This is a genomic window from Bradyrhizobium sp. (genome assembly GCF_016462955.1).
GTDB lineage: Bacteria > Pseudomonadota > Alphaproteobacteria > Rhizobiales > Xanthobacteraceae > Bradyrhizobium.
In genome coordinates this window covers 22,467-35,109 of record NZ_JAEMSD010000013.1, presented here as the reverse complement: position 1 = coordinate 35,109, position 12,643 = coordinate 22,467, and the positions used below count along the sequence as shown (strand labels likewise).

Annotated in this window: 11 protein-coding genes and 2 tRNA genes; 11 read left to right on the top strand and 2 right to left on the bottom strand. The window is 64.2% G+C overall.

The genetic code is table 11. From position 1 onward, the window contains the following. The 3 genes from JHD07_RS03135 to JHD07_RS03125 form a co-directional block, all read left to right on the top strand. On the top strand, positions 1–2,802 hold a 2,802-nt coding region (locus tag JHD07_RS03135; RefSeq protein WP_291618829.1), incomplete at its 5' end, for an efflux RND transporter permease subunit. A 37-nt stretch (positions 2,803–2,839) separates the two neighbouring features. Beyond that, complete coding sequence (locus JHD07_RS03130) at positions 2,840–3,580, top strand: tRNA-uridine aminocarboxypropyltransferase (protein ID WP_291618828.1); 741 nt, start codon at positions 2,840–2,842, stop codon at positions 3,578–3,580. Positions 3,581–3,674: 94 nt separating this feature from the next. Beyond that, positions 3,675–3,748 (top strand) — tRNA-Cys (locus tag JHD07_RS03125). Between the two features lie 831 nt (positions 3,749–4,579). Here JHD07_RS03125 and JHD07_RS03120 read toward each other — a convergent pair. Beyond that, positions 4,580–4,774 (bottom strand): hypothetical protein, encoded by a 195-nt coding sequence (locus JHD07_RS03120; protein ID WP_291618827.1) that lies wholly within the window; start codon positions 4,772–4,774, stop codon positions 4,580–4,582. 245 nt (positions 4,775–5,019) lie between these two features. Between JHD07_RS03120 and JHD07_RS03115 the strand changes: the two genes are divergently transcribed. The 8 genes from JHD07_RS03115 to JHD07_RS03080 all read left to right on the top strand — a co-directional run bounded on the left by JHD07_RS03115 (position 5,020) and on the right by JHD07_RS03080 (position 12,308). After that, positions 5,020–5,280 carry a hypothetical protein gene (locus JHD07_RS03115; protein ID WP_025036239.1) on the top strand — a complete coding sequence of 87 codons (261 nt, stop codon included), beginning with the start codon at positions 5,020–5,022 and terminating at the stop codon, positions 5,278–5,280. Positions 5,281–5,698: 418 nt separating this feature from the next. Then, complete coding sequence (locus JHD07_RS03110) at positions 5,699–6,862, top strand: PspA/IM30 family protein (RefSeq protein WP_291618823.1); 1,164 nt, start codon at positions 5,699–5,701, stop codon at positions 6,860–6,862. Between the two features lie 11 nt (positions 6,863–6,873). Continuing rightward, entirely contained in the window at positions 6,874–7,533 is a 660-nt protein-coding gene (locus JHD07_RS03105; RefSeq protein WP_291618821.1) for an OB-fold-containig protein, read from the top strand. A gap of 24 nt (positions 7,534–7,557) precedes the next feature. Then, entirely contained in the window at positions 7,558–9,252 is a 1,695-nt protein-coding gene (locus JHD07_RS03100; protein WP_291618819.1) for a flotillin domain-containing protein, read from the top strand. A 206-nt stretch (positions 9,253–9,458) separates the two neighbouring features. Continuing rightward, a tRNA-Asn gene (locus JHD07_RS03095) sits at positions 9,459–9,533 on the top strand. A 210-nt stretch (positions 9,534–9,743) separates the two neighbouring features. Next, positions 9,744–9,923 (top strand): hypothetical protein, encoded by a 180-nt coding sequence (locus tag JHD07_RS03090; protein WP_291618817.1) that lies wholly within the window; start codon positions 9,744–9,746, stop codon positions 9,921–9,923. 131 nt (positions 9,924–10,054) lie between these two features. Further along, positions 10,055–10,717 (top strand): protein-L-isoaspartate O-methyltransferase, encoded by a 663-nt coding sequence (locus JHD07_RS03085; RefSeq protein ID WP_291618815.1) that lies wholly within the window; start codon positions 10,055–10,057, stop codon positions 10,715–10,717. A gap of 205 nt (positions 10,718–10,922) precedes the next feature. After that, positions 10,923–12,308: a TolC family outer membrane protein gene (locus JHD07_RS03080; RefSeq protein WP_291618833.1), complete on the top strand. Its 1,386-nt coding sequence runs from the start codon at positions 10,923–10,925 to the stop codon at positions 12,306–12,308. A 64-nt stretch (positions 12,309–12,372) separates the two neighbouring features. On the opposite strand, the gene JHD07_RS03075 is transcribed toward JHD07_RS03080, so the two are convergent. Then, positions 12,373–12,643 (bottom strand): hypothetical protein (locus JHD07_RS03075; protein WP_291618813.1); only part of this gene is annotated, 271 nt, incomplete at its 5' end.

Here is a 12,643-nt window from a genome sequence, read left to right as displayed (position 1 = left end):
ATCGACAAGGCGGCTCGCGACGTGCAGGCGGCGATCAACGCCGCGATGGTCGACCTGCCGAGCGACCTGCCGACGCTGCCGCGCTTCCGCAAGGCGAATACCGCCGGCGCGCCCGTCTTCGTGCTGGCGCTGACCTCGAAGACACTGTCGGCGAGCGCCATCTACGACGTCGCCGACACCGTGCTGGCGCAGCGCATCTCGCAGGTGCCGGGCGTCGGCGACGTCACCGTATCCGGGGCCGACCAGCCGGCCGTGCGGGTCCAGCTCAATCCGGTCGCCCTGTCAAACGCCGGCATCGCCACCGACGACGTACGGACCGCGATCATCAACGCCAACCCGCTTGGACCGGTCGGAATCTTCGAAGGCGAACGCCAGAGCGAGACGCTGGGGCTCAATCGGCAGATGCGCACCGCGAAAGAGTTCCGCGACATCATCGTCAAGAGCTCTAACGGCAATTTCGTGCGGCTCTCGGATGTCGCCGACATCGAGGATTCCGTCCGTAACGCCCGCTCGATCGCCTGGTTCAACAAGCAGCCCGCGGTGCTGATCCAGATCACCAAGCAGGGCGATGCCAACGTCATCGACACCGTCGACAGGGTCAAGGCGCTGATCCCGGCGCTGAAGCAGTGGATCCCGGCCGGTGTCGAGATCTCCACCCTGGTCGATCGCACCGGCACGATCCGCGCCAGCGTACTCGACATGCAATGGACCCTGCTTGCAACGTCGTTGCTGGTGATGGTCGTGGTGTTCGTGTTTCTGCGCCGGCTGACCCCGACGATCGCGGCCGGGATATCGGTGCCGTTGGCGCTGGCCGGCACTTGCGCCGGCATGTGGGTCGCAGGCTTCTCGATCGACAATCTGTCGCTGATGGCGCTCGCGATCTCCGTCGGGTTCGTGGTCGACGATGCCATCGTCATGATCGAGAACATGTATCGCAACCTCGAGCACGGCATGCGGCCGTTGCAGGCCGCGCGGGAAGGCGCCAGGCAGATCGGCTTCACGGTTGTCTCGATCAGCCTGTCGCTGATCGCCGCGTTCACGCCGCTGATCTTCATGGACGGCATCGTCGGCCGTCTCCTGCGCGAGTTCTCGCTGACGCTGACCTTCGCCATCCTGGTCTCGACGCTGGTGTCGCTCACGGTCACGCCGATGATCTGCGCCCATTACATCCGGCAGACCACGTCCAGCACCGCGACGTTGTTCGACCGCATCATCGAGGGCTCGCTGTCGCGCATTGTCGCCTTCTACGCCCGCACCCTGCGCACCGTGCTGGAGTTTCCGCTGCTGACGCTGCTGGTATTCTTCGCCACGATCGGCCTCACCGTGACGCTCTACATCAAGGTGCCCAAGGGCTATTTCCCGACCGACGATTCCGGATTCGTCATCGGCGCGACACGCGCCTCGGCCGACATCTCGTTCCAGTCGATGCTCGGACTCCAGCAACGGCTGGCCGACATCGTGATGCAGGATCCGGCCGTGGCCGGCATTGGCTCGACCGTCGGCAGCAGCGGCGGGCCGGGCGGGGCGACCTCGAACCGCGGCACCATGTTCATCAGCCTGAAGCCCCCGGAGGAGCGCGGCCACGTCTCGACGGAGGTCGTGATCGACCGTCTGAGAAGGGCGCTTTATCCCGTGCCGGGCATCCGCCTCTTCATGTTCGCGGCCCAGGACGTCCGTGCTGGCGGCCGGCAAAGCGATTCCAATTACCAATACACACTGACCAGTACCGACCTCGGTCTTCTCCAGAAATGGGCTCCGATCGTGGCCAAACGGCTGGAAAGCGTCGAGGGCATCACCGACATCTCCAGCGATCGCGATCCGGGCGGGCTTCAGCTCACGCTTTCCATCGACCGCCAGAAGGCGTCGGCGCTCGGCGTCAGGGTCCAGGACATCGACAACGCACTCAACAATGCATTCGCGCAGCGGCAGATATCGATCATCTATACCCAGCGCAACCAGTACATGATCGTGCTGGAGATCGATCCGAAATTCCAGGTCGATCCCTCCAACCTCGACCGCATCTTTGTCGCCGGCGCCGGCGACGTCCAGGTGCCGCTTTCCGCGGTGGTGCATGCAACGCGCGGGGTCGCCCCACTCGCCGTCTATCACTCGCAGTCGTTCCCCTCGACCACGGTGTCGTTCAACCTGCTGCCGGACACGCCGCTGCAGACGGCGACGCAGAACGTTCAGCGCGCGGTCGAGGAATTGCACATGCCTGAGGGCATCCGAGGCAGCTTCGACGGCAATGCCGGCGACTTCGCCAGGACCAGCGGCCGGCAGCCGCTTCTGATCCTCGGCGCGCTGGTTGCGATGTATATCGTGCTGGGCGTGCTCTATGAGAGCCTTGCCCATCCGCTCACGATCATCTCGACGCTGCCCTCGGCCGGATTGGGTGCGCTGCTCGCACTCCAACTCACCAACACGCCGCTGACGGTGATCGCCTTCGTCGGCATCATCCTGCTCATCGGCATCGTCAAGAAGAACGGCATCATGATGGTGGACTTTGCGCTCGACGCCGAGCGCCGGCGCGGCCTGTCCTCGGCCGAGGCAATCTTCGAGGCGTGCCAGGCGCGCTTTCGCCCCATCCTCATGACGACCTTGGCGGCGCTGTTCGCCGGCATTCCGCTGGTGGTCGCGACCGGCCCCGGCACGGAGCTGCGCCGCCCGCTCGGCATCACCATCATCGGCGGCCTGTTCGTCTCGCAGATCCTGACCCTCTACACGACGCCCGTGATCTACCTCCTGATCGACCGCCTGCGCCGCCGTTCCGAGCCGCGTCCGCTGGCCGTACCCGCGGAATAGGTTGGCGAGGCGCTGCTTCAAGCGTATAGCGGCCCCCATGTCCAAGCCGTCCGAGACCGCCGCCGCGCCGGCCGAACCGATCCCCGAATGCCCTCATTGCCAGAAGCCGATGCCTCTCTGCATCTGCGACAGCGTCACGCCCATTGAAAATCGTCTCTCGCTGTTGATCCTCCAGCATCCGCAGGAGCAGGACAGGGCGCTCGGCACGGCGCGGCTGCTTGCCAGGCATTTCGCCGATGCGACGTTGCGGGTCGGCCTGTCCTGGCCGAGCCTGTCCAAGGCGCTCGGGCGCCCGGTCGACAACGCCACCCACTGGGCCGTGCTCTATCTCGGCTCGGCCCGCGCGGCCGATCTCGATGTGGAAGGCGAGATCGTCGCGCTCAACCGCAAGGGCGAAATCGCTGAGAACCAGCGCGCGATCCTCGGCAAGCTCGAAGGCGTCGTGCTGCTCGACGGTACCTGGAGCCAGGCCAAGGCGTTGTGGTGGCGCAATCCCTGGATGCTCAAGTGCCAACGCGTGATCCTCAACCCGAAACACCCCTCGCGCTATGGGCATCTGCGCAAGGAGCCGCGCCGCGACGGCCTGTCGACCATCGAGGCCGCGGCGACGATCCTTGCCGGTCTCGAGCGGCGTCCCGACATCGCCGAGACGTTGCACGCGAGTTTTGAACGGCTGTTGACGCGCTACCGCGAGGTCCAGGCCGAGATGCCGGAATTGGCGCCCAAACCTGTCCGGAAGGGCGGCCGGCGCGACTTCCGGCGTCGTAAACGCGCCTGACGCCGATCCACGCTGGAAAAGCCCTGCCGCCGCCAAGGTCGGACGAAGGCGGTTGCCTAAACGCTTCATCCCCTATATTGGTCCGCGCTTACGGGGCCACGTGGCGGAGTGGTTACGCGCCGGTCTGCAAAACCGTTTACTCGGGTTCGAGTCCCGACGTGGCCTCCATCATAAAGCTCTGGAACTGCTAGCTTAAGGTGTTCGTTGGCTGTTCTGGTTAATTCCGACTTGCCACGGCATTGCAACCTTCGCTCCCCATTTTTTGAGCGGCTCCTTCAAGGCCGCGTCGACCATCGCCGCAGTGCTCTTCTCTGCCCCATCGAGGCTGGTCACGCTGACAGCAGCGGTTATCCGCCGCACTTGAAACGGTTAAAAGCGAGGCCTCCCGATTAACGTTGGCGTGTATTGCCATGGAACCGGAATAGATCCATCATGGTTCCGTCATCGGTTCGAGTTGCGTCAGGTGAAGCAGCGTCGCCCCTTTTTCATCAAGCTTGACAGGATCGCGCTTGCGATCGTCGGGGCCGTGGCCGCGTTAGCGGTGTTCTGGGGAGCGGCAAATTCGGGGCTCGAGCCCGCGAAGGGCGCGCCAATCAAAGTCGCCGCACCCACGTGCTACGCGATCGGTACCTCGGTTGCGTCCGGGTGTACTGAAAGAGCCAAGTGACCCAACGAAGCAGCTGCGGCAGGGCGAGCACACCGGGTTTGTCCGGGTTCACCCAAGTTAGCGATTAAGGCGCGCTGGCATGGAGTTCGCATCGGTCAGGTGAGATGTCCCAACCACCGAGCGCTGGAGAACACGTGGGCGAGATTGTCCGGCTTGTACCGAAATCCGAACAGGAGCGCGCTCGTCTCATTCGCGAGGCGCGCGCGATCTATGACAGCATCTTCCCGCCGGCTGTCCCTGAGCGGGCGCCCCGAGACGGCGACGAACGCGCCAAGAATTGATTATTGTTGCGCCTGGGTCGGCAGCCCGATGATGTCGGGCCGAAGCCGGCCTCAGCAGGCGGCGTACCAGCCGTCGGGAAAGGGCAGGAGAGGCCAGGCGCCCTCGTTGTCGTTGGCTGCTTTGGCCGGCGCGTCGAAACTCCACGAGCGGGGCACAAAGGCCTGCTCCGGCAAGGACGCGAGGTCTTCAAAGTCCATGGCGTCCCGGACAGCATCCAGCAGCAAGTTGAATTCGGCTTCGCTCATCACACCCTCGCAGAACGCGATGGCGCAATCTCGCAAAACCGGTTTGTTTCCCGATTGACCCGATCGTTCGTATTTTAACGATCAGGCGATCGGGACCAGATTGGTTAGCAATTCCTAAACGATCGCCGTCGCGCGCTGCGGGACAGCTTGTGTGCGAGAAATCACATCCCCCTCGGTCCACTTCTCCTACCTCTTCCACCACGCCGGCCAATGCAGGCCGGGGCGGGCAGAGCGGGAGACCGGGCATGAAGGCGAGGTTCTTGCGGTTTGCGGGCGTGAAAAGCCGGGCGCGTGGCGCTTCAACGGTCGGGCTGTTCCTGACGCTGTTTGCCTCCGCCGCTCACGCACAGGGAACGGCGGAGCAGCGGCGGGCCTGCACGCCGGACGTCTACCGGCTATGCGCCGGCGAGATCCCCAACGTCCGCGCCATCACCGCCTGCCTGCGCCGCAACCGCGCCAGCCTCAGCGAGGCCTGCCGGTCCGTGTTCGATCAGGCCGGCGGCTGAACCACTCTCCTTGTGGGTTTGTGCGCAGCAAGTAGTAGCACCGCCTCGCGAATCCGTCCTCGCCGCTCTGTGGATATGCTGCGGACAGGTTGTGGAGAAACGGTTGATGCGCTGCGGAGATCGGCCTGGCCGCCTGTCATATCCATGTCTAGAACGGCCTGGTCTGCCAACAGCCCTTACCGTCGTTGACACGCGGTCGCGGCTCTCCACCGTCACGCCTACAGCTCGGGATGGAAGAGCTTGCATTTCGCGTCAAATTGCAACCCCGACGTGCAAGAAGTCTTGATTGGCCGTAATCTAGGATGATCGGGGCGGCTTGAACGCAGTCCCGGACTGCGGCGACTAACCGATAGAGTGCACAGGGATCAGTTGAACGTGATCGCATCTCCTCTTCCTAAAGCACTAAAATGGTGCTTTAGTGCTTTCCATGAGCTCGTCGCCCAAGAATGCTCCATCCGCGCTGCGATACAGGCTTGCCCCTGATCCGGCCGCCAATGACGCCATCGAGGCGACGTTCAAGGCTTACGACCGCATGATGGAGATCCTCGACGAGGTCGCGCGGACCCACAATGTGGGCTCCAACGTCGTCCTGCTCCACGCTCATGCCTATGAGCCGATCCGCAAGCAGACCGCGCTGCCCTCGCGGCTGGTGACGCTGGGCCTGCGCGACCGCGCCGAATATCGCGCCGCGCAGGGCCGCAGCCTGCCGCTCGACGACAAGCTCGCCAAGATCAAGGGACCCGCCACCATTTCGATCGCGACGGTGCAAGGGCGCTTCAGTGTGCCGTTCGACTACGCCGGCTATGTCGAGGGCTGGGGGCAGAGCGTGCCGGCACGCCTGGTCCGCACGGGCGAGGGTTTCGAAGTTCACTACGGCGTCACGCCGAACAGCCTGCCAGAGGAGGAGAACGCCATGGATAACATCGCTGCCGCTCCCGACAATTTCCTGTCCCGGGTCGGGCGCCTGATTGCGGGGATCGCATACGACGCGATCGAGCAGGCCGAGGGCAAGAACAAGCTGAAAGTGGTCGGACAGGCGATCCGCGAGATCGAGCGTGCCGAGAGCGAAGCGCGCGATGCGCTTGCGGCCGCGCGGGCCGAGGAATACCGCCTCAACGCGCGCCGCAGCGAGATCGAGCGGGCGATGACCGATCTCACCGCCAAGATCGAGGGCGCGATCGCGGACGGGCGCGACGATCTCGCCCGCGCCGGCATCGCGCGACAGATGGACCTGGAGGCGCAGTTCGAGGTGCTGTCGCGGGCCATCGACGAGAACAACGAGAAGATCGAGCAATGCGTGACGTCGCTGCGCGCCGTATTGTCGGCGCTCCAGGATGCCGAGCAGCGCCGCGCCGATCTGGAGAAGAGCGAGGCCATCGCAAGCCAGCAGTCCTCGACTTCATCCAAGAAGCAGGGCGGCAGCTCCGCAGCGACGAAGGCGCTGCGTGCGGGCAGGGCGGTGGCGCGGGCTACCGGCGTGCCGCCCGGCATCCCTTATTCGAGCGACATCGACGAGCTCAGCACGCTCCATCGCGACAAGGAAATCGCAGCGAGGCTGGCCCGGTTGAAGTCGGGCTCCTGAGTGCCCGCGTCATGAGCGCGCTGCTCGAACACGTCATGGCGCCGGAGGTCAGGCCGTTCGCGATCGCGGCGGCCATGATCGTCATCGTCGGCTCGATCGAGGTGATCTCGATGCTGGTCGGCGCCTCCTTGAGCGAGATGCTCGGCACCAACATCGACTTCGCCCATCCCAGCGACAATGGTGTCGTCAACGCCATCTCCTGGATCAACGTCGGCGGCGTGCCGCTGCTGATCTTCCTCTTGCTGCTGCTCGGCGCCTTCTCCATCACCGGCTTCCTGATCCAGGACGTCGCGCGGATGGTGGCGGGTCCCTTACCGGCGGCGGTCGCCTCGATCGGGGCCGTCGCCGCATCGGTCCCGCTGGTCCGCGTGACCAGCCGTGCCATCGCGCGGATCATTCCCAAGGACGAAAGCTACGTGGTCGGGCTCGGCGATCTCGTCGGCCGCATCGGCGAGGTCGTCGTCGGCCCGCTCGACCAGGGGCCGCCCGGCCGCGTCAGCGTTGCCGACGTCCACGGCAACCGTCATTTCGTCTCGGCCGTCGCGGCGCCGTCCTCCGGGCCTTTGCCGCAGGGAACCTTAGTCCTCCTTGTCGACCGCGACGACACGCGCTTCGTCGCGGTGAAGGCGGACGATGAACTGAAGCCGTCCAAGCCCACTCTAAGCCCTTAGCAAGTCCCACCAGCGGAGAAAGCCATGTTCGACATCGCAGTCCCGGCCTTGATCGGCGTCGCGCTGATCGTCGTCCTGGGGGTCGTCTTCACCATTCTCTACAAGCGCGCCACTCGCGACGAGGCCTTCGTGCGCACCGGGCTAGGTGGCAAGAAGGTCGTGCTCGACGGCGGCGCCATGATCCTGCCGATCTTCCACTCATATGCTAGCGTCAATCTGAAGACGCTGCGGCTCACCGTCGAGCGCAAGGAGCGAGAATCACTGATCACCAAGGATCGCCTGCGCGTCGACATCGTCGCCGAGTTCTACGTCCGGGTTCGTCCCGATGACGAAAGTATCGCACTGGCGAGCCAGACGCTGGGTGCATTGACCAACGATGCCGAAGCCTTGCGCAACCAGGTCGAGGCCAAGTTCGTCGACGGCCTGCGGTCGGTTGCGGCGACCATGACCATTCTCGAGCTGCAGGAAAAGCGCAGCGACTTCGTCAAGCACGTGCAAGCGACCGTGGAATCCGACGTCAAATCCAACGGTCTCGAGCTGGAATCGGTCTCGCTGACCAAGCTCGACCAGACCGACGTGAAGTTCTTCAACCCCGAGAATTTCTTCGACGCCGAAGGCCTGACCCAGCTCAAGACCATCACCGAGACCCGCCGCCGCGACCGCAACGCGATCGTGCGCGACAACGAGGTGGCAATCGCGCAAAAGGACCTCGAGGCGCGGCAGCAGACCCTGACCATCGAGCGCACCAAGAAAGAAGCCGAGCTCTCGCAGGAGCGCGACATCGCCAACAAGACCGCGAGCACCCGCGCCGAGGTCGCAACCGCGACGCAAACCGCGCGCCTGACCGAGGAGAATGCCCGTATCGACACGGACCGGGCGGTCGCCGAAAAGGAGGCCGGCGCCAAGCAGGTCAAGGAAACCGCGGTGATCGAGTCGGACCTGGCCATCAACAAGCGCAAGACCGACGCCCAGCGCGAGATCCAGATCGCCACGCAGGAGAACGAGATTCAGATTGCGGCGAAGAGCAAGGAGACGTCGGAAGCCGTCGCCGAAGCCAAGACCGCCGAGGCGCTGGCCGTTTCCGCGGAGGAAAAGGTCGTCACCGCGCGTGCGATCGAAGTCGCCGATCGTGCTCGCCTCACCCAGGTGCTGGCCGCGCGTACCGAGGCCGAACGCAAGTCGACCGAGCTGATCGTCGCGGCCGAGGCCGAGAAGAAGGCCTCGCTCGACCGCGCCGAGGCCGTCAAGACGCTGGCCACCGCCGAAGCCGAATCCAACAAGATCAAGGCGGTCGGCGTCCGTAACATCGGCGAGGCCGAAGCTGCCGTCATCACCATGAAGAACGAGGCGCAGAACAAGCTCGGCAGCAACGTGATCGATTTCGAGATCGCCAAGAAGCGGATCGAGACCATGCCGGCCGCGCTGGCCGAGATGGTGAAGCCGATCGCGAACCTCAAGGACGTCCGGATCCTGCACACCGGCGGTGCGTTCGGCGGCAACGGAGCCGGCGGAGGCAATGTCGGCTTCGGCGAGGGACTCGCCGGCGAGCTCCTCAAGGTGCACGCCTTGCGTCCGATGATCGACGAGATCCTGCGCCAGAGCGGCTTTGCGCCCGGTGATGATCCGGTCAAGGCGCTGGTCGGCGCCGTGACGGGCAAGAGCAATGGCGCAGCCGTGCCGGCGCCGGTCCCGGAGAAGGCCAATTCGGCCGATCTGTAGAACGCCGGTCCGAGGCTGCGGAGAAGTCGAAGCGATAGACAGGCTGACGGCTTGGGCGCCAAGCCACCTTGTTCCTCGCCCGCGGATTCGGAGGAGGGAGCCGTCCAGCCTTTCGGGAGCACGTTTCGGATGATGACGAATTCGTCCTTTGCAAGCGCAAGCGGCTTTGTTATACGCAGCCGCGCGCGAACGACTGGTTCGCCTTTTCCTCGGTAGCTCAGCGGTAGAGCATCCGACTGTTAATCGGATGGTCGCTGGTTCGAATCCAGCCCGGGGAGCCAAATATTTCCGATAATTCAACGATTTATGCCCGCGCCCTCATCCTGAGCGCGATCTTCTTGCCGTGATTTCTGAGCTTGCAGGCGCGCCCAGCCAGGGGAATCGTCCTCGCACGTGTCTGTGAGCAGCGCGGTCGTGCCATTGGGCCGGCGCCAAATCGACTCATTTCACACTGAGCATGCGGTTGCCGGATATTCACGGAGCTAATTTCCATGCCAGACATCCAGCTCGACCGTGCTGTTGTGGCCCCCTCGATTCTGCCGGCCGACGTTCCCGAACTCAGTGACGATGAATGTCTCGCTTGTCTCGCCCGTGCGGTCGAGACACCGGATTCGGCACGGCTGGACGAGGTGGCTGCCTTGATCGGCCGCCTCGCGGTGACGATCGAATAAGGCTGGTCTGCGTCGGACTCGCAGCGATGGCCTGATCTCTGACGGCCAGCGGCCATATTGCGTTTTGACCTTGCATGCTCCAAAGATGCCGCGATTTTTTCGCGGCATCGTCCGCAATGCAGGGTCCGCCAATGTCCGGTTTTTCGACCGCGCGCCAAAAAATGGTCGATGGCCAGGTGCGCACCAGTGACGTCACCGACCGTCGTGTTCTCGATGCCATGTTCGCGCTTCCGCGCGAGGCCTTCGTGCCGGCCAGCCGGCAGGCATTGGCTTACCTCGACCTCGATCTCGACGTGAGCGAAGGCGCCGCCAAACGGTTCCTGATCAAGCCGGCGTTGACCGGGAAGCTGCTTCAGGCTGCCGAAATCGGCGAGGGCGACAACGTGCTGGTCGTGGGCTGCGCCACCGGCTACCTGGCCGCGCTGACCTCCAAGCTCGCACGGCGGGTGACCGCGACCGAATGCGATTCGGCATTGGCTGCAAAGGCCAAGGATATCCTCGGCAGCCTGGGGCTTGCCAACGTCACCTGCAAGGCCGCTTCTTGCACGGATGGAGAGCCGTCAGCGGCGCCCTATGATGTCATCGTCCTCAATGGCGCCGCCGAGGTGATACCGGAGGCGGTGCTCGGGCAGCTGAAGGAAGGCGGGCGTCTGGTCGGGGTGTCGGCCGAATCCAGGCCGCCTCGCGCCGTGATCGTGACCCGTACCCACGGCGAATTCGGCCATCGGGCGCTGTTCGACGCAGCAGCCCCGGTCCTTCCGGGGCTGGAACGGGCGGCTGCCTTCGTCTTCTGACGGCCCAAAGCCCGTTAAAATCCCGTTCTGAATCAGAAGTGTGGCCGGGATGCTGCACGTCTAGAGTTTCCACCGGGAACCACCTCGGGGTAGTTCCGTCGCGCGTGACCGCGTCCTATGTTGCGGAGGGGCAACGACTCCAGTGGTAGACGGTAACCCGGCTCGCGGGCACGAGCCGGACGTTAGAATGAACGGAATTTCAGGGATGCATGGGGTGAAGCTCTTCACCGGAGCTGCGGTTTCGGTCCTGCTGCTGGCGCTTGCAGGGCCGACGCATGCCTTGGCCGAGACGATCGACGGCGCGCTGGTGCGCGCCTATCAGAACAATCCGCAACTCAACGCGCAACGTGCCCAGGTTCGGTCGACTGACGAGAACGTGCCTCAAGCCTTGTCGGGCTATCGCCCAAGAGTCTCACTCTCGGCGAGCGGCGGCTACCAGTACTCGGACTTCAAGAGCGCTACCAACAGCGACCCGATCAACGGGCCCGGCATCCCCCGAAGCGTGGGGATAACGGCTTCCCAGACCTTGTACAACGGCAACCAGACGGCCAATCGGACACGCGCCGCCGAGAGCCAGGTGTCGGGCGCCCGCGAGGCTTTGCGCAGCTTGGATCAAAGTGTGCTGCTCCAAGCCGCCACGGTTTACATGGATTACCTGCGCGATGCCGCCACGCTTGAAGTCCAGCGCAGCAACGTGCGCGTGCTCGAGCAAACGCTGAAGCAGACGCGAGACCGTTTCAACGTCGGTGAAGTGACCCGTACCGACGTCGCTCAATCAGAAGCGCAACTGGCGGCCGGCAGGACTCAAGCGCTCACCGCCGAAGCGAATCTCACGACGACACGTGCGAACTTCCGTCGCATCATTGGCAACGAGCCAACGAATCTGGCGCCCGGTTCGCCTGTCGATCGGTTCCTGCCGTCAACACTCGCGTCGGCTATCGAACTCGGTCTGATCGAGCACCCAAACGTAACGGCCGCAATGTTCGGCATCGACGTCAATTTCCTGCAGGTCAAAGTCGCGGAAGGCGCTCTGCTGCCGACCGTCACGTTGCAGGCGAGCGCCACGCAGTCATACGAGCAGTCGCTGATTCAATACAGGGCGTTCAACGCCGCCGCTGTCGCGCAGATCTCGGTGCCGATCTATCAGGGTGGCAGTGAATATTCGCTGATCCGCCAATCCAAGGAAAACCTGGCGCAGCAGCGCCTCAACCTCGAAACGACGCGCGACCAGACTCGTGCGACCGTGGTGCAATGGTGGGGCTCGTTGCAGGCCACCAAGGCGCAGGTGCAGTCCGCCCAGGCGCAAGTCACGGCGTCAGAGATCGCGCTGAACGGCGTGCGCGAAGAAGCCAAGGCGGGGCAGCGCACGACGCTCGACGTCCTCAACGCGCAGCAGGCGCTGGTGAATGCCCGCGTCGCGCTGGTGACCGCACAGCACGACCGTGTCGTCGCCTCGTACAACGTCCTCGCTGCCGTCGGCCGTCTGTCGCCCCAGGTGCTCGGCCTTGCGACCACGACCTACGACGCCAGCGTTCACTACCATCAGGTCCGCGACAGCTGGGTGGGCGTGCGTACGCCCGACGGGCGCTAATTCCCGTAATCATACGGTCGACCTTGCGAACGGCAGAGGTCGACCGGTGCTTTGCTTGCAATCGTCAAAATCCCTGACATAGCCTTGCCAAGATGATGCGGGTCGATTCGCCCCGCAATGATGTCGTGTGCGTAACGCTTGAGTGCCGGGGGCAGGGGCGCACCGCCTGCACATTGAGCCGTGATCTGGGGACAAGTCGGGCTGCCGCGACGAAAATGTCGGGGCGCTCGTTGCGGAACCGGCCAATCCTGTCGTGCTTGGTGTAAAACAACGCATGCGAGGGCGTTGATGATGTGGAGTCGGAGATGACGCAGCCTGCAAAGGTCACAGAACCC

Excerpts from the sequence above, each read along its gene's own strand:
- JHD07_RS03115 (WP_025036239.1), top strand. The coding sequence starts at position 5,020 with ATGAAGGCGAGGTTCTTGCGGTTTGCGGGCGTGAAAAGCCGGGCGCGT.
- JHD07_RS03085 (WP_291618815.1), top strand. The coding sequence starts at position 10,055 with ATGTCCGGTTTTTCGACCGCGCGCCAAAAAATGGTCGATGGCCAGGTG.
- JHD07_RS03100 (WP_291618819.1), top strand. The coding sequence starts at position 7,558 with ATGTTCGACATCGCAGTCCCGGCCTTGATCGGCGTCGCGCTGATCGTC.
- JHD07_RS03090 (WP_291618817.1), top strand. The coding sequence starts at position 9,744 with ATGCCAGACATCCAGCTCGACCGTGCTGTTGTGGCCCCCTCGATTCTG.
- JHD07_RS03120 (WP_291618827.1), bottom strand. The coding sequence starts at position 4,774 with ATGAGCGAAGCCGAATTCAACTTGCTGCTGGATGCTGTCCGGGACGCC.
- JHD07_RS03105 (WP_291618821.1), top strand. The coding sequence starts at position 6,874 with ATGAGCGCGCTGCTCGAACACGTCATGGCGCCGGAGGTCAGGCCGTTC.
- JHD07_RS03130 (WP_291618828.1), top strand. The coding sequence starts at position 2,840 with ATGTCCAAGCCGTCCGAGACCGCCGCCGCGCCGGCCGAACCGATCCCC.
- JHD07_RS03080 (WP_291618833.1), top strand. The coding sequence starts at position 10,923 with ATGCATGGGGTGAAGCTCTTCACCGGAGCTGCGGTTTCGGTCCTGCTG.